A 17,866-nucleotide genomic window follows, 5' to 3' on the forward strand; every position below is an offset into this window, starting at 1 on the left:
ACATAGAAACGACCCGCTGGAGGTTGATTTCGGTTGAATGCCCCGCCCGTTTATGTCGTTTGCTGCCTCGCCCGCGCTGGATTTTGAGCTGCTGTTTTCGCTGCTGCCCGCACCCCACGGCGTGCTGGCCCCCGACGGCACCGTGCTGCACCTGAACGCGGCCATGGCCGCCCTGCTGCCCGCCGGCACCGCCCCCGGCGTGCTCATCGGCCAGCCCCTGGCGGCCCTGCGCGCCGCGATTGAAGCGGGCGGGGCACTGCTGGCCGCCAGCCCCGCCTGGGCCCCGGCGCTAGCGGCCGCGCTGGCCGGCACCACGCAGGTGCTGATGCCCGACCCCGCCCTTATAGAACCCGCGCCGCCCGGCTACTGGCAGGCCACGCTCCAGCCCATTCCGCCGGAGCAGGCGCAGTACGTGCTGCTACGCCTGCTTGATGTGACGCCGCAGGTGCAAAGCCAGCTGGCAGCCACGCAGGAGCAGGAACGGTTTCGTTTTTTGGCCGAAAGCCTGCCCCAACTCATCTGGGCCACCAATGCGCAGGGTGAGGCCGACTATACCAACCAGCGCTTCATCGCCTACACCGGCCATGACGTGCTGCAAATGACGGCGGCCGATAAAGCCGCCCTGTGGCAGCAGATTATCCATCCCGATGACCTGGCCGGGATGTATGCCCGGTGGGGCGAGGCGCTGCACAGCACGCAGCCCTTCGAGCTGGAATTCCGGATGCGCGGCATCGATGGTGAGTACCGCTGGTTTCTGGCGCAGGTGGTGGCCCAGCGCGGGGCCGCTGGGCAGGTGCAGCGCTGGTTTGGCCTGTGTACCGACGTGGACGCCCGGCAGCGTGCCCAGTTGCAGGTGGATGCCCAGCAGCGCCACATGCAGCGCATCCTCGACCAGCTGCCGCTCACCATCACCTCGATGGAAGCGCCTGATTTTCGGTTCACCTTCCTCTCGGCCCGTGCCCGCGAGATGATGGGGCCGCGCGTGGGCATTGGCACCACCGTGGCCGCGAGCCTACCCGAAATTGCCGACCAAGGCTACCTGAAACTATTGCAGCAGGTGGTGGCTACAGGCCAGCCCGTGCTGGGCCACGAAGAGCATTCGATTCTAACCGACCCCGCCACCGGCGAGCTTCGGGAACATTACAACAACTTCGGCTACCTGCCGCTGGCCGGCGAGCCGGGGGCTGCCCCCGGCGTGCTGGCCTACAGCCTCGACGTGACCGAGCAGGTGCAGGCCCGACAGCGCAACGAGGCCCTGCTGGCCGAAGCCCGCGCCGCCGACCAGCGCCTGCGCCGCGTGACCGAAAGCCTGCCGTCCATCACCTTCATCAGCGACCAGGCCGGGCAGGTGCTCTACCTCAGCCCGCAGTGGTACGCCTACACCGGTACCCGGCCCACCGATGACTTGGCCGAGGCCTGGGCCGCCTGCCTGCACCCCGACGATACTGCCCGCGTGGCCACCGCGTATGCCGCCGCGCTGGCCGCCGGCACGCCGTGGCGCTACGAGCTGCGCCTGCGCCGCCACGACGGCGAGTACCGCTGGTTTATGAGCCAGGGCGTGCCCGAGCCGCTGGCCGATGCCGTGGGCCGCGCCCGCCAGTGGTTCGGCTCCGACCTTGATATTCACGAGCTACACGAGGCCCGGCACCGCCTCGAACTCAAGGACCAGCAGCTGAGCCAGATTCTGGCTCAGGCCCCGGCCTTCATTGCCACGTTTGAGGGGGCTGACCACCGCTACTCGTTCTTCAATGCCGGCTATAATGAGCTGATGAGCCCGCGCCCCCGCCTGGGCCAGCCCGTGGCCGAGGTGCAGCCCGAAGTGGCAGAGCAGGGCTTTTTGGAGCTCCTCGACCGCGTGTACCAGACCGGCGAGCCGTTCACGGGGCACGAAATGCTCATCCGACTGCCCGGCCACCAGCCCGATGAGTTCCCCACCGAGCATTACTTCGACCTGAACCTAGTGCCCCTGCGCGACGACCGGAACCAGGTGTACGGCGTGCTAAGCTTTGCCCTGGAAGCCACCGAGCGCGTGCTCGCCCGCCAGCGCGCCGAGGCCCTGGCCGCCGAAATGAACCGCCGCAACGAGCAGGTGAATGCCATCACGGCTTCGGTGCCGGTGTTCATTTTCAACTTCGACCCGCGCGGCTCCATTACCTACACCAACCCTTACTTCTACGAGTACACCGGCCTAGACCCGGCCGCCGCGCTTGATGTAGCCTGGGAATCATTGCCGCCCGACGACCGCGCCACCGTGGGGGCCGTGGCCCAGGCCGCGATGGCCGCCGGCGAGGCCTGGCAGGCCACCTTTCGCTGCCGCCGGCACGATGGTGAGCTGCGCTGGTTTCAGACCAAAGTGCGGCCCTACGCCGATGCCGCCGGGCAGCTGGCCGGCTTCAGCGCGGCCACCGTGGAAATCCACGACCTGCACGAGCGCACCGAGGAGCTGGCCCGCAGCCGCACCGACTTTGCCGCGCTGGCCGACAACATGGCCCAGTTGGCCTGGATGGCCGATGCCACGGGCTATATTTTCTGGTATAACCAGCGCTGGTACGATTACACGGGGACCACCCTGGCCAGGATGAAGGGCACGGGCTGGCAGGCCGTGCATGACCCCGCGCTGCTGACGGACATTAATGCCCGCTACCTGGCTGCCATCCAGGCCGGGCAGCCGTGGGAAGACACCTTCCCACTGCGCCGCCACGACGGCGAGTACCGCTGGTTTCTGAGCCGCGCCCGGCCCATCCGCGACGCGGAGACCGGCGAAGTGGTGCGCTGGTTTGGCACCAACACCGACGTGACCGAGCTGCGCCATCTGCAGACCCAGCTGGCGACCAGCGAGGAAGAGCAACGCATTCAGGCCGAGAGTATTCCGCAGCAGGTGTGGACGGCCCGGCCCGATGGCACCGTGGACTTCTACAACCACCGCACGGCCGCTTATCTGGGCGAAGCCATGGAGAAAAACGGGGCGGCGCACTGGCTCAGCTTCGTGCATCCCGACGACCGCGCCACCATGCAGGAGCGGTGGCAGGCCGCCATTACCAGCCAGCGTTACTACGAAGCCGAGTTCCGCCTGCGCCGCTACGACGGGCAATACCGCTGGTTTCTGGGCCAGGCCCAGGCCCGCCGTGCGCCCGGCGGCCACATCCTGAAGTGGTACGGCACCAATACCGACGTACATCAGCAGCGCCTGCTGCAGGAGCAAGTGCTGGCCAGCCAGGCCCGCTTTCAGCAATTGATGGAAACCCTGCCCCAGATGGCCTGGACCGCCAATCCCGAAGGGAATGCTACGTACTACAGCCAGCGCTGGTATGCCTTCACCGGGGCCACGTTTGCCCAGTTGCAGGACTGGGGATGGGAACGGGTAGTACACCCCGACGACCTGTTATCGACCGTGAGCAAGTGGCGCCATAGCTTGGCCACGGGCGAAGCCTTCGAAGACGAAACCCGCTGGCGCGACCGCCACGGCAACTACCGCTGGTTTCTGGTGCGGGGCGAAGCCATCCGGGACAAGAGCGGCGTAATATCGTTGTGGGTGGGGGCCCACACCGACATCCAAGATTTCAAGCGGGTGCAGGAGCAGCTCGAAGCCCAGAATGCCCGCCTCACGCGCACCAACGAGGACCTAGACAACTTTGTGTATACCGCCTCGCACGACCTCAAGCAGCCCATCAACAACATGGCCGGCATTTTTGAGGAGCTAACCCGCACGGCCTATTTCCGCGACCCCGACGCCATCAAGCTCATCGGCTACTTCGAGCGTGCCCTGAACCGGATTTATGCCACCATCGACGACCTGAGCGCCATTGTGCAGGTGCAGCGCCAGCAGCAGGAGCTGCCCGTGGAGGCCGTGGACCTTAGCCGGCTGGCGGGCGAAATAATAGCCAGTCTGCACGACCAGATTGAGCAGACCGGAGCAACGTTGGAGCTGGACTTCGCCACTTTTCCGGTGGTTAATTTCGTGCGCCTCAACCTGCAAAGCGTCTTATTCAACCTCATCAGCAACTCGCTGAAGTACGCCGCCCCCGGCCGGCCGCCGTGCATCCGCCTCAGCAGTACCCCCGATGCCCTCACCGGCCGCCCCACCCTCACGGTGCAGGACAACGGCTTGGGCATCGACCTCGACCGCTTTGGCCCGCAGCTGTTTCAGTTGTTCCGGCGCTTCCACGCCCATGTTGACGGCACCGGCATGGGCCTCTACCTCGTTAACCGCATTGTGCAGAACCACGGCGGCCGGCTCGAAGTGAGCAGCAAGGTGGACGAAGGGACGATGTTTCAGATTTATTTATGAGGAACCACGGTTTCGAAAGCACGTCATGTTGAAAGAGAACGTCATGCAGAGCGCAGCGAAGCATCTTTACCGCGCAAGTAATCCAATCGAAAGGATTTAGCATTGCGGTAAAGATGCTTCGCTGCACTCTGCATGACGTTCCTTCGAATCCCTAATAACCCCTCTTTCCTCCCCCACCCGTGCTCCAGTCCAAGCTCCCCGACGTTGGCGTCAGCATTTTCACCCAAATGACTCTGCTGGCCCAGGAAACCGGGGCCATCAACCTGGCCCAGGGCTTTCCCGATTACGACCCGCCGCAGGAGTTGCTGGAGGCCCTGGCCCGCCACGCCCTCATCCCCGGCCACCACCAGTACGCGCCCATGCCCGGCCTGCCCCGGCTGCGCGAGGCCATTGCTGCCCAGGTAGCCCGCCTCCACGCCGACGCGCCCGCCCCCGACCCGGCCACCGAAATCACCATCACGGCCGGGGCCACCGAAGCGCTGTATGCGGTGCTGGCCGCCGTGGTTCGCCCCGGCGATGAGGTGCTGGTATTCGAGCCGGCCTATGATTTGTACGGGCCGGCCATTCGGCTGCAGGGCGGCGTGCCGCGCTATGTGCGCCTGCCCGCCCCCCACTTCCGGCCCGACTGGGACGCCGTGCGCCGCGTGGTATCGCCCCGCACCCGCCTCGTGCTCGTGAACACGCCCCACAACCCCAGTGGCGCGGTTTTCACGGCCGACGACTGGCACGAGCTGGCCCGCCTCCTGGATGGTACCGATGCGCTGGTGCTCAGCGACGAAGTGTATGAGCACCTCGTGTTCGACGGCGCGCCGCGCACGAGCGCCCGCCAGCACCCCGCCCTGCGCGAGCGCAGCTTCGTGCTCTCATCCTTTGGCAAAACTTACCACGCCACCGGCTGGAAAGTGGGCTACTGCCTGGCCCCGCCTGCCCTCACGGCCGAAGTGCGCCGGGTGCATCAGTTCCTCACCTTTGCCGTGAGCACGCCCACCCAGCACGCCTTGGCTGATGCCCTCACCGATGATGCCACCGATGCCCACGCCCGGGGCCTAGCCGGTTTTTACCAGCAGAAGCGCGACGAGTTTCGCGCTCTGCTCGACGGCGCGGGCTGGGAACTGCTGCCCGTGCCCGGTGGCTACTTCCAGCTGGCCCGCTACGAGGCCTTCTCGCCCGCCAGTGACCTGGCCTTTGCCCAGTTCCTGGCCCGCGACAAGGGCGTGGCCGTAGTGCCCGTCTCGGCCTTCTATCACGATGGGTTCGATGACGGCCTCATCCGGTTTTGCTTCGCCAAAGAATCGGCCACGCTGCAAGCGGCGGCGGCGCGGCTCCGTCCGTAGCCCGCGCCTGCATTTGAGCCCCCTGAATCCTGGTTATTTTTCTTAACTGCCCGTTTTCTCAGAAAAAGCGGGCAGTTTTTGTTTTTTGAATCGTCTCTGCCGGAATCCGAAGCGGAGTAAGCACCGGGATTACTAAAATTCCCCGCGTTGCACCACAGGGCCTAAACCGCAGAAAACGGCCTATTCTATGTCTTACCCCCTTCCGGAAAAACAGAAGTTTGAAAATAAGCGCGACTATTCGCCAGTTGCCCTCGCGCCACGAGGCGCTTCAGCAAATCTTCATCGGTTTTAATTTCTTAGAATAAACCTGTTTACCGTATACTTGCGCCGCCTCTATTATCAGATTGGCCCGAAGTATGCTTTTCCTCATTGGCATGACAATAAATAGTCCATTGCCCCCTAGAACGTCTGTGTTTCGTCTATTACCACTATCCGTTCGCCGATTATTTTCCGGTATTCGGCTCATTAATACCCCGGCGGCATTCACTATTTATTCCAAATTCATACCTTTCGAAATATTGAAAGCTGAACCATAATCCAAATCGGCTTTTTTCTATTCTCCTAACACTCCCCACCCGTGTCATTTGAACTAGAAATGGCGGCTCGCCTCACCGCCGGCTCGCCCGGCATTCCGCCCGCCCCCGCCCGCGTTTCCTACGACCATGTGGTGCTGCCCGGCGACTTCCCCGACCCCACCGTCACCAAAATCGGCGATGCGTACTGGGCCAGCGCCACTTCGGCCGAGTGGGGCGCGGTGTTCCCGATTTTCACTTCGCCGAATCTGCTCGACTGGGAGCTGGTGGGCCACGTTTTCCCCGAGAAGCTGCCCGACTGGGCTGGCTCCAACTTCTGGGCTCCCGAGTTTTACTATGAAAACGGCCGCACCTACGTGTACTACACCGCCCGCAAAAAGGGCGGGATGCTGTGCGTAGCCGTGGCCAGCGCCGACCACCCCGCCGGCCCTTACACCGACCACGGCATCCTGGTGGGCCAGGAGGCCGGCTCCATCGACGGCTTCGCCATGCCCGATGAGCACGGCGACCTGTACCTCATCTGGAAGGAAGACGGCAACTCCTGCCACCAGGATACGCCCATCTGGGCGCAGCGCCTGAATCCGGAGCGTACCGCCCTCATCGGCGAAGCCACCGAGCTGTTCGGCAACGACGTGAAGTGGGAAGGCCCGCTCGTGGAAGGCTCGGCCCTGGTGCGGCACAACGGCTGGTTCTACATGTTTTACGCCGGCAACAGCTGCTGCGGCAAGAGTTGCAACTACGCCACCGGCGTGGCCCGCTCGCGCCACCTGCTGGGCCCCTGGGAAAAGCACGAGCAAAACCCCATTCTCGACCGCAACACCACCTGGAAATGCCCCGGCCACGGCACCGTGACCGAGTTGGACGGCCGCTGGTTTCTGCTGCACCACGCCTACGCGGCCGAAAGCCACGAGTTTGTGGGCCGCCAGGGGCTCCTCAGCGAGTTCACCTGGAATGAGCAGGAATGGCCCGAGTTCGTGAGCCGCAGCCCCCAGGCCCCACCCCTTACCGACATGGCCCGCTTCAACGTGGCTGATGAGTTCGGGGGCGACCTCCTGGGCCTGGCGTGGCAGTGGCCCATTGGCCAGCCGCCCGCCACGGCCGTGCGCCACGGCCAGCTGCACCTCGCCGCCCACGACTCACGCCTCGGGGCGCTGGTGGCGCGCCGCACCCACGCCGCCACCTACAAGGCCGCCACCACCATCGACTTCGCCAACCTGCCCGCCGACACCTTCGCCGGCCTGGCGGCGGTGGGCGACCCCTACAACGCCCTGGCCCTGATGGCCGGCAACGGCCAACTCCAAATCTGGCACCTGAAAAGCGGCAAGCAGCAGTGCCTGGTCAACATTTTCATTGATGCCTGCTCCACGCTCACGTTGCGCCTAGAAGTGTGGGGCGGCCAGCGCTACCGCTTCGCCTACAGCACCGACGGGGCCACCTGGCAGCCCCTGCCCACCGAAGGCTTTACCCTGAACGGCACCTACCTTCCGCCCTGGGACCGGGGCGTGCGCGTGGCCCTGGTGGCCCAAGGGGCCGAGGGCAGCACGGCCACGTTCAACAATTTCATCATCCGCAACCAGCGGTAGAGTGTTAGAACACTCAAGCCCCAGCGGGGCGGCATGTCGGTAGTAGGTCCGTCATTTTACGCATTCAAAAGCCCCAGCGGGGCGACACTTGTTGGACGAGTGTCGCCCCGCTGGGGCTTTGTCATATTAGCATCGATTAATCCTACCGATGTACCGCCCTGCTGGGGCTATCCCAAATAGCAACGCCCGACACTACTGTGCCTGGCGTTGCTGTTTTCACTGCTTCAAGCTACCGTACTATCGGCGGTGCTTGGTCTTGCTCTTCGTTTTGGAAGGCGTTACTTTCTTGGTGGTTTTGTGAGCCGTGCTCTTTTTGGCGCTGGTTTTCTTGGCCTTCGAAGCGCTGCTGTGGGTGGTTTTGCTTTTGGCTTTGCTGCTCTTGCTTTTCGAGGTGCTTTTGCTGCTGTGGGCGGCTGACTTGGATTTGCTCTTCGACTTGCTCGCCTTGCTCTTGCTGCTGCTGTGCGCGGTTGATTTGTGGGCTTTCGACTTGCTGCTGCTGTGGCGGGCGGCGCGGCGGGCTTCGGCCCGAGCCTCAGCGCGGGCTTCGGCTCTGGCTTCGGCGCGGGCTTCTTCGCGGCGGGCGGTGGCACGGCGGGCGGCCAGGGCTTCGGCATGGCTGGCTTCGTAGCTGCGGGCGGTGCGGGCCGGCATGGTAGCGGCTTCGTCGGTGGCCTCGGCGTAGTGGGCGGTGGCGTCGGTTTCGGGAGCGGCTGTATTGTCTTCGGTGCTGGCTTTGGAGGTTTCGGCTGCGATTTTCTTGCGACGTACCGGCATCAGAAAATCACGCTCGGCGCGCTCGCGGAGGCTGAGGTTTTCCTCGCCCGGCAGCTTCGTTACGGGGGTTTGTTTCTCAGTTTGGGCCTGGGCGCTGCCCCAGGTGAGCAGCAGCGAGAGGAAGACAAATAGGTGCTTCATAGACGAATAAAGGAATATCAACGGTTGACAAAGCTACACCTCACCCCGGTTAAATGCAAGGGCAAAGTGGTTTTAAACGCTGTCGGAGCCGTTTCAGCCACCCAAGGGCCTATTTGCCCACCCAACGGCTACGGGGCTACCCGCAGCCGCACGCCGGCCGACTGCGCTCCAAATTCGGGAGCATACAAACACTGTACCTGGCTTAGCCCGCTCGAAAAATCGCCGGCCTGGCTGGCCCGCAGCCGGTACTCAAATACATGCGTGCCACGCGGCACTTCGCTCAGGAAAAAGTTGGTAGCCGCGTCGCGCGGCGACTCATAATAACCCAGGCCGTTCTGGTAGTGGTAGCCGCTGGTTTGCTGAATGGGCTCGAGGCCGGCGGCGCGCTGGTCCTTGAGGTGGACGTATTCGAGGGCGCGGTCGGTGCGCAGCACGAGGCGCACCACCAGGGCATCCCCAATTTTCAGGGGGGCGGCGGGCGTGAGCTTTTCCAGGACCGGGCCGGCGGCAGTGTGGGTTTCGCGGTAGAGCTGGCGCTCCAGGCTGAGGGGCGTGGCGGCAGCCGTCACTTTGTCGATATCCTCGAAATACTGCCAGTAGAGCGCCCCCCAGGCCACGCCCGCGTCGGGCTTGGTGATGGTGACTTTGCCTTGGGCGGGCTGCACGGCGGCGGCGGGCCAGCTGGTTTTGAAGTAGCCGGTGCCGGCCTGCGTGGCTTCGGGCCGGATGGCTTGGCCGCCGACGGTGACTTGCAGGGGCTGGGTGGGCGCGAGCCAGTCGGAGCCGCGCAGCAGCAGGGCGTAGCAGGCATCGGCGGTGGCGCGGGTGCTTTCCCAGTGGTGGGTCTGCTTTTGCTTCAGGAGCCAAAGCTTCATCTCGTCCACCGCTTTCTGGTCGTTTCGGACTTCATCGAAGGCTTCGATGAGGGTGGCCTGGGTTTCGGTGGGGGCTTCGCGCCAGTAGTAGCCGCCGCGCACTTCCTTCCAGTACATGCCCAATTCGGGCGAGTGCAGGGCATTTTCGGCCAGGGCACGCAGGATTTCGGCGGCGGCCGGGGCGGCCTTCTTTTCGCGGAACAGGCTTAGCGCAATCTGGGCCTGGAGGTAGCGCGACTGGGCGGGCCAGAATCTGGCAGCCTGCTCGCGGTAGTAGGCGTAGGCCGTTTTAGCAGCGGCTTCGGCCGGCTGGGGCCAGAAGCTGCGGGCGTAGAGGGCCTGGATGTGCAGGTCGCCGAGGTGGTTTTCTGCCAGCTTCACGCCTTTCTGGCGGCGCAGGTCGGCGTAGTCTTTGGCCAGGCGGGCATCGAGGTAGCGCAGGGCATTTTGCAGGATGTCGCGGCCCACGGCATCCTTCCCGGCATCGAACGCGCCCAGCTTTTTCAGCTTGCCGAAGCCGGCCACAATGAGCTGCGTGATGTAGGGGTCCTCTGGCATTCGCTCGAACCACGGGAAGGCCCCGCCGGGCAGCTGCATTTTTTGCAGCTTGAGCAGGGCGCGGGCGGTTTCACCTTGCAGTCGGGCTTCGTCGAACAACTCGGTGAGGCGGGCCAGGCGGGCGGTTTCGCCCTGGGCATCGCGCACCCAGGGCGTTTCCTGGAGCAGCAGGTTTTTCAGTTCCTGGTTCTGGGCCAGCTTGCTTTCGAGGGCATTCTTCTGCGCTGCCGTGCCACTCTGCGCCTGCCGCGTCCACTCGGCCAGGATGGTTTTGAAACGCGGGTTGGACTTGAGGATTTGGGCCGCGATGAGGTTGGCATAGAGGCGGCTGAAAGTTTGCTCCGAGCACTCGTAGGGGTACTCCATGAGGTAGGGCAGGCTTTGCACGGCGTACCAGGCGGGGTTGGCCGTCATTTCCAGCGTGAGCGAGTAGTTGCGCCGCGTGGGGCTGCTGGTGCTGGTGAGCTTGCTCAGCTCAAACGTGCGCGTGCCGAGGCCGACGATGGGCAATGGTAGGCTCTCGGTGATAAGAATACGGTTGGGGAGGACGGGCAGGGTGTTTTCTTCGCCATCGGTATAGGTGTAAGTTGTCGGGTGTTGGGTGACAGCTGCCTGGCCCGGTTTCTTTTTGATTTTCCGCTTACTTGATTCATCGCTGATGACTACCAGCGAAGAGCCAACCACCACCCGATACGTCACAGCCACCGGCGCGAAATCGGCGGGGATGCTCAACTCCCAGCCCAGTGCGGCACTTTGGTGCGCGGCGGCGACTACGGTTTGCTGCGCCGGGCCCTTCAGGAGTTGGCTGGTGATGTCCTGGCCCGTGGCGGCATCGAGCAGGAACAGCTGCGCGGTACCGGCAGTGGCGTGGTCGGTCAGGTTCGAGAACTTGGCGGGGAAGGTGAAGGTGTCGCCCTGGCGCAGGAAGCGCGGCGCGTTGGGCGTAATCTGGATTTCCTTTTGCGTTACGAGTTGGCGGGCGAGCTGGCCGCTGTGCAGGGCTTTGTCGTGGGCCAGGGCCAGCAGCTGCCAGCGCGTCACGGCCTCGGGCATCTGGAATTCGAGCACGATGTCGCCGTTTTTGTCGGTACGCAGGGCAGGCTGCCAGAAGGCCGTCTCGCGGAAGTCGGTGCGGGTAGGCACAGTGGCGAGGTCGGGGGCGGCGAGTTTGGGTGGCGGCGGGGCCGAAATGCTGCTGGTTCCCCGAATCATGATTCGAGCCCCGGCTTGCAGCGGCGCAGCGTGTATTGGTTTCGCAGCCATCACTTCTGCTGCTATGTTTCCGAGGGTACTATACTCAACTACTTCTTCGGCCATTTTATCTCCCACAACCAACCTTGTGCCATGCAAGCCAACATTTCCATAGTAGATAAAGCTATCTGAGTTATTGCGAAGCGTTGGATAGTGAATTTCTGGCAATCCTGCCCTGTTTTCTATAGGTGTATACGGAGTCGAATTCAACACCCCAAAATTTCCCTGCCAGCCAAACCGCGCCGGATAATACCCCGCCCCAAATTCCAGCCCCATAAAGCTATGCGGCCGGAAAATATCCAGGCTCTGGTCATAGAGCGTGGTCAGCAGCTCAGCATCGGCCGGTTTGCCATTGGCCTGGTGGATGGTGACGCGCCAGGTTTCCCGCTGGCCGGGCTGGAGCCGGTCGCGGAACGTGGCGATGGATAGTTGGAGCGTCTGGGGCTTCTCGGCCACTTGCACGGTGGCATTGTGGCGGTAGAGGCGGTTGTCGCGCACCTGCGTGGTGTGGATGTAGAGCGGGCCGATGGCGGTGGCCGCGCCGCTTTCGACGCCGATACGGCGCTGCTCGTTGGCGTTCAGCGTGAGCCATTCCTGGCGCAACAGCTTGCCTTCGCGCTCCACTTCCAGCAGAATGCGCGCCCTGGCTTCGCTGCTACCCAGCAGAATTTCCGTGGACTGGCCGGGCGCGACGGTATCGGCCAGGACCACAAACCAGTCGGGCGTGGCGAAAGGCACGGTAGCGGCCCGCGAGTCGTAGAGCGTAAAATCGAGCTTCGCTTTGGCCGAATCAGTCCCGGCGGCGCGGGCTTCGAGGCGGTAGCGGCCGGTGGGCAGCTGGGCCAGGGCAGCCTTGAGGTCCAGCGTGGCGCTGGCTTTTGTGTTGAAGGGCAGCGTCTGGACCAGCTCGGCGGGGGCTTCGTTCCCCTCCGTTTCGGGGGCTGGGCCGGGCACGCCGGGCGGGTTGGGCCGGTAGCGGATTGACGATAAACGCAACGTGCCGGTGGCGGGCAGCGGCTCGCCGGTGGCATTGGTGCCGAGCAGCTTGATGGCGGGCAAATGCTGCTTGTCCAACTGGTTGGGGCCGGTGAGCTGCAGGCTGAGCGGGTTGCGGCCAATGGGGAGGCTGCGGGTGCCGGTGCGGGTTTCGCCGGCCGCATCGGTCACATCGGCGGTGATTTCGAACAGGTAACCCGGTGAGTAGCGGCGGCCGGCCGGCCTGGGCACCAGCGGCGGCGTGAAGGTGAAGCTGAACCGGCCCTCGGCATCGGTGGTGGTAGTGCCGTGGGCGATTTCCTGGCTATTGCCGCCGCCCGGATACATGGCCCGGCTCCCGTAAAGCCCGAAATTGAACAATGGAAGCAGTTCGCGCCGCGTTACTCGGTAGCTCACCGCCGCGCCGTCGGTAGCCTGCCCGGCATAGGCGCGGGCGCGGCCGTTGAGGGTGAGCGGCTGGCCCAACTGCGGCCGGCCGGGCACCGAATCGATGCTCACCAAAAAAGTGGGCCGCTTATAATCTTCCACCGCGAAGCTGAGGCTGCCGTGGTCGGTTTGCAGCCGCATTTCGCCATTCAGCAACCCGGTGGGCAGCACCAATGAGCCATTGAACGAGCCGAAGCCGGAGGTAGTGAAGGGCAGCGTTTGCACGGGTTGGCCGTTCACGTCCATCAAGCCCACTACCACCGGCTCATTCGGCAGCAAACGCGCTTTGCCGGCCTGGCTTTCCGTCAGAATGCCTTTGAAGTACACCGTCTGGCCCGGCCGGTAAATGGCGCGGTCGGTGAAGAGGAAGGTGCGGCGCTGGGCTTGCTCCCTATCAGATTCCTCTCTTGGCTCACCATAATAGCCGCCGAAGCTGTTCATCATCAATGTATCAGCACCTTGCCAGATATACGTTTCTAGCAGTTGTGCCCTGACCTTATTATCGGTATCCACATCAGGTCTGGGCAATTCGACAATGCCCGAGGCATCTGTGCGTCGAATCTCACTGAAGTAGGTGGGGCTTTTTAATCTTATCTGGTCATAGCGGCCATACTTCACTCGTGCAGACACTGCCGGGAGCGGCTGCCCGCTTTGGCGATGCATGACCAGTACTTGCGGTGCGGTATAGTCAGTCCGACGGCGGAAAGCGGCGCTCAACTCACTCGCCCCCATAAACCCGTAGCTCGTCACCGCACCCGGCCGCTGCTCCGTCGGCTTCGCAGCTTGGTTGCTGATGATGACCAGATAATACCCAATGGGCAGCGCCGCGCCCGCCACCCCAAACTTCTGCTCTTTATAATCCTGCGGATGCGTGGGCACCGGCACCGCCCAGGTAGCCGCCGGCGCAGCTTTCAACGTGCGGGCGTAGCGCTGGGACACCGTGCGGTTTCGCTCATCGTATTGCCCCGATTTTTCCCACTCTTTCAGCGAAATCCGGTAGGCCCAGGCGTGCAGTTCAGTCACATTGCGGGCGGTGAGGTCCAGCCGCCAGGGCTGGTTGGGAATCACGATATCGGCCGCCGAAAACGCCAGCTCCGGCAACTCAATCTGCGCCCGCAGCTGCCGCGCCCGCGCCGCGCCGCGCGATTTCGGGAACCGCGCCTCGGCCTCCCGCGCCAGGCGCACGGCGGCCACGTTGTCGCCAGCTTCGCGCACCGCCTCGGCCCGCCGCGCCATAAATTCCGTGCTGATGGGCAGCGCCTTATACGTCTCGGCCATCCGTACCAAAGCCGGCTCATACTGCGCCGCCAGGTCGGTGTTCTGAGTAAGCGAGTGCAGGTAATCAATCCGGCTCAAATCCACATCGGCCAGCGCCGCCACATGCTGCGGCACCAGCTGCTGGCGCGAGGCCGTGAGGCGCTGCAACAGGTGCAGCGCGTGGAGTTGGCCGTTCAGCGAGTCGGCCACCGGGGCCAGCAGGCGCAGGGCGGCAAACTCAGCGGCGGGGCCAAAAAGCTTGGGTTCCGTGAGCTGAAACTGCTGCTCGGGCCGGGTGATGTACAGTTCCTGGTTCTTCAGGCCCTCGATGGCGCGTTGGGCCAGCAGGTCGTACAGCGTGGGGCGCAGGGCGCGGCCCTCGGCATCACCGCCGGTGGCCAGGTCGCCGAGGTCGGCCAGCGTGGTTTTGAGCTGTTGCTGCGGCTCGTCTTCTACCGACTGGTAGTAGTGCCGCACAATGGCCGCGCCCAGCCGGCCCACGTCCCAGGTGGCCAGGCCGGTGCCGCCGTCGGCAGTTTGCTGGCCGTCGGTGGTGGGCGGCGCGCCGGCCGTGCGCTGATAGAGGCGGTAGCGGTTCTGGTTGAGGTAGCTGGTGTACTGCTCGGCCAGCAGCGAGTGCAAAACGGGCCGGGCCGGAAAGGCGGCCGTTTTCACATCGGCCTCCAGCAGCACAATGGCTTTTTCGTCGGCGTCCTCCTGCTTGGCTTGCAGCAGCCGGATTTTGTAGAGCAGCGCCCGCACGTAGGCCGGGCTGTTGTGCTCCTTTTTGGCCTGCTGGTAAATGGTTTCTACCAACGGCGCGGCGGTGGCGGTCTGGTCCTTTTTCAGCAGCGCGTCAATCTTCTTCCAGCGGGCGGCGTATGGGCCGGGCGGCGGGCCGGGAGCAGCGGAGTCGGCAGTAAAAATCATGGTCAGCAGCAGGCAGGCAAACAGGAACAAACGCATAGGCGGGATGGGCACTGGCAAGGGTTGGAGCCATAAAGATGCCCGGCCCGGCTTTATTGCACAGAGCAAGCCATTTTTTCAGCTCGTTGCCGCCGCGAACGGTGGCGGTTTTAAAGCAACTGCTACCTTTGACGTCAGAATTTTACCCATTCATTTTTTTAGCATGAAGTCTCTTTTCCTTCCGATGCTGGCCGTACTGGCCGTGGCCGCACCGGCCGTACACGCGCAAACCACCGTGCGCCTGGGCGTGCGCTTGGGCGGCAACCTGGCCACCCGTGCCGGCAGCGACCCCACTTTTCAGCCCCTCACCAGCAACGGCACCCCCGTTCCAAATTCCGTGCAGGACTATAAGCGCACGGCTTTGCTCGCGCCCCAGTTCGGGGCCGTGCTCGATGTACGCTTTGGCAAGCTGGCCGTGCAGCCAGCCGTGCTTTTTTCGCAAAAAGGGACCGACCAGCGCCTCAGCATTACCAGCAGCAACTCATCGGGCGGCTACACCAGCAGCACCAGCGACCAATACCACACCATCAGCCGGCCCAACTACCTGGAAATCCCCTTCAACCTGGTGTATACCAGCGGAACGGACCACGGATTCCAGCTATTTGCCGGCCCCTACGTTGCCTTCGGCATGGGCGGCCGGGCCGAATACGAGAATACCCGCGTCAACTCCAGCACCAGTGGTAACAATACTGGCACCAGCGGTGGCTACGGCTATGGCTACAGCTACAGTAATTTCTACAGCGGCGGCACCTCACTATTTCAGTACAAGGACGACTACCCCGGGCCTCCATCCACCATTTTATCGTATCCCGGCAACACCAGCGCCACGCTCAGCTCCACGCCTTTTGCGGCCAGCAGCGGCTACACCATCGCCCGTCGCTTCGATGCGGGCCTCAATGCGGGAGTGGGCTACCGCCGGGGGCCGCTGCAAGTGCAACTGGGCTACGGCCTGGGGCTCATCAACCAACAGCCCGGTAAGGCGGCCGACCAGCGCGACGACCTGCCCGCCTACTACCAGCGCGTGGCCCAGCTCACGGCTACCTACTTCGTAAAAACGCAGTAAGCCGCCCCGCCCACAACCTGGCTTTCTACCCAAAAGCTGCTTATCACATCATTGCTCGCGGCGGGCCCGGTGGCTTCGGCTTCAGGCGGCCGAGGCGCTGGCGCCCACGGCATTGCCGGCCAGCACGGCCTCGGCCTGGGCAATGTGGCGCTGCATATGCACCACCAGGAATTCGAGCTGGTCGGTGAGGCGCAGCAAAATCAGCGGAAATAAGGCGTTGGGAATTCGGATGGCGTTGGCATTCACCTGCCGGGCCAGCAGCGTGAGGCGCAGCAGCTCATCGACCTGCCGGCTAAAAACCTCCGTGACGGTGCGCGGCAAGCGGGTGCCCGTGGGGGCGTAGCGCTGGGGCGAAGTGTAGGTTTTGACGCTAACCGGCGTGCGCATGGCATCAATAAACCGCTTGCCCAGATAGCCCTGCTTGGCCACGGCGGCGGGCTTCGAGCCCCGCTCCTGGGCGCGCTTGATGCGGGCCGCGATGCTGGGTAAGTAGTAGCCGCCCACAATGTTGAGGTGCTCCAGGCACTGGCCGGCGCTCCAGCGGCTGGGGCCGGGGCGGCGGTTCAGCTCTTCGGCGCTCAGGGGGCGGAAACGCTGCTGCGCCTTCACCCGCAGCAGCAGCAGGTCATTGGTTAGCTGGTCAAAGAAATCGGAAGTGGCACGAACGGCAACGGGCATATAAGCAGAGGCTAACGAGTCGTAAACATACAATTTAGCAGCGGATTCCGAATAATTTACGTCGGATTTTCGTCTGGCCAGACGCAGCATTTGGGTTCGGGCTGGTATCTTGGCTGCATGGTAAAACAATGTTTTTGGTATTGTAGTGCAATTCTTGGGCTGGCCACAGCTTTGCACGATGAAGTTCAGGCCCAGGCCGTGCCCAATGCCGGCGAGCGGGTGGAGAGTCTGGTCACCTTCGGCGCGCAGTCGGATAAGCAGTGGGGCGACGATGATTTCACCCAAACCTTCTTCTTCCTGATTCCCGAAAAGCAGCGCACTCCGGTCTACATCCGCGTATTTGACCCTGACTGCGGCGGCAAAAACGACGACCTGAAGGGTGCCGCCAATACCACTACCTCATTCAGCCTCTACGGTGGGACGGGCACTTTCAGCGGCCCGCAGGCCCGCGACCCGCGCCCCACCAACCCCACTCCCACCGGCCGCCTGCTCAAGAGCCAGACCTTCGGCAATGAGCCGCAATACGACGGTAAGTGGTACACCTTCGGCCCGCTCAACCCGCTGGAAGGCGAGATGGTGGACGAGTTCAAGGGCCACGTTTTCAAGCTGGTGGCCCGGGGCCTGACCGGTAACGACGGCAACCTGTACCGCTACTTTTTCAGCACCAACGCCACCGAGAACGTGTCGGTGGAAGGCGGCAATGCCTTCACCTACGAGTACTGTTTCCGGTTGCCGGCCACGGCCACTAAAACCACCGTACACCTCTACCCCTTCGTGAACGACAAGGTGGTGAGCATCAAGCAAAGCAACTTCGACGCCGACAACGCGGCCACGCTCAACGTGTTCAGCATTGCCAAAAATGGCCAGCCCGGCACCATGAGCGGCGACGGCGAATGGACCAGCAGCGTCTTCCCGGTGTCGCCCAAAGAGCACGGCCTGAGCCTCGATTTCCGCCTCACCTCCACCAAGCCCGCGCCCAACGACATGGTGTTCTACGTGACCGACCAGTATGAAACGGCCATGCCGTTTTTCGCCATTCCGCTAGGCGGCCCGCCGCGCTACCAGTACGATATCAACGTGAAAGTGCATCGCTAGGCGCTATTCTTTTTCGATAATTCAGTCCATGGAAAAAGGACCATC

The 17,866-nt window shown here is 63.5% G+C and carries 8 protein-coding genes; 5 read left to right on the top strand and 3 right to left on the bottom strand.

Annotated features, from left to right (window positions below; all coding sequences use genetic code 11):
* Window positions 1-52 precede the first annotated feature (52 nt).
* The 3 genes from ACVWYF_RS05675 (at window position 53) to ACVWYF_RS05685 (ending at window position 7,738) form a co-directional block, all read left to right on the top strand.
* Window positions 53-4,288: a PAS domain-containing sensor histidine kinase gene (locus tag ACVWYF_RS05675; protein WP_457065511.1), complete on the top strand. Its 4,236-nt coding sequence runs from the start codon at window positions 53-55 to the stop codon at window positions 4,286-4,288.
* A 179-nt stretch (window positions 4,289-4,467) separates the two neighbouring features.
* Window positions 4,468-5,622, top strand: coding sequence for a methionine aminotransferase (locus ACVWYF_RS05680; protein WP_457065513.1), 1,155 nt, complete (start codon window positions 4,468-4,470; stop codon window positions 5,620-5,622).
* Between the two features lie 577 nt (window positions 5,623-6,199).
* Window positions 6,200-7,738, top strand: a complete 1,539-nt coding sequence (locus tag ACVWYF_RS05685; protein WP_457065515.1) for a family 43 glycosylhydrolase — start codon at window positions 6,200-6,202, stop codon at window positions 7,736-7,738.
* A 237-nt stretch (window positions 7,739-7,975) separates the two neighbouring features.
* Here the strand turns inward: ACVWYF_RS05685 and ACVWYF_RS05690 are convergent, their stop codons facing one another.
* Entirely contained in the window at window positions 7,976-8,656 is a 681-nt protein-coding gene (locus tag ACVWYF_RS05690) for a hypothetical protein (protein ID WP_457065517.1), read from the bottom strand.
* 128 nt (window positions 8,657-8,784) lie between these two features.
* The gene (locus ACVWYF_RS05695) at window positions 8,785-14,985 is read right to left on the bottom strand and encodes an alpha-2-macroglobulin family protein (protein ID WP_457065519.1); all 6,201 of its coding nucleotides are present in this window, start codon (window positions 14,983-14,985) and stop codon (window positions 8,785-8,787) included.
* Window positions 14,986-15,148: 163 nt separating this feature from the next.
* On the opposite strand from ACVWYF_RS05695, the gene ACVWYF_RS05700 reads away from it, so the two are divergent.
* Entirely contained in the window at window positions 15,149-16,048 is a 900-nt protein-coding gene (locus ACVWYF_RS05700; RefSeq protein WP_457065521.1) for an outer membrane beta-barrel protein, read from the top strand.
* Window positions 16,049-16,129: 81 nt separating this feature from the next.
* Here the strand turns inward: ACVWYF_RS05700 and ACVWYF_RS05705 are convergent, their stop codons facing one another.
* Entirely contained in the window at window positions 16,130-16,726 is a 597-nt protein-coding gene (locus tag ACVWYF_RS05705) for a DinB family protein (RefSeq protein WP_457065523.1), read from the bottom strand.
* 171 nt (window positions 16,727-16,897) lie between these two features.
* On the opposite strand from ACVWYF_RS05705, the gene ACVWYF_RS05710 reads away from it, so the two are divergent.
* Entirely contained in the window at window positions 16,898-17,821 is a 924-nt protein-coding gene (locus ACVWYF_RS05710) for a hypothetical protein (protein ID WP_457065525.1), read from the top strand.
* Window positions 17,822-17,866 lie beyond the last annotated feature (45 nt).

This window comes from Hymenobacter sp. UYAg731 (genome assembly GCF_054061335.1).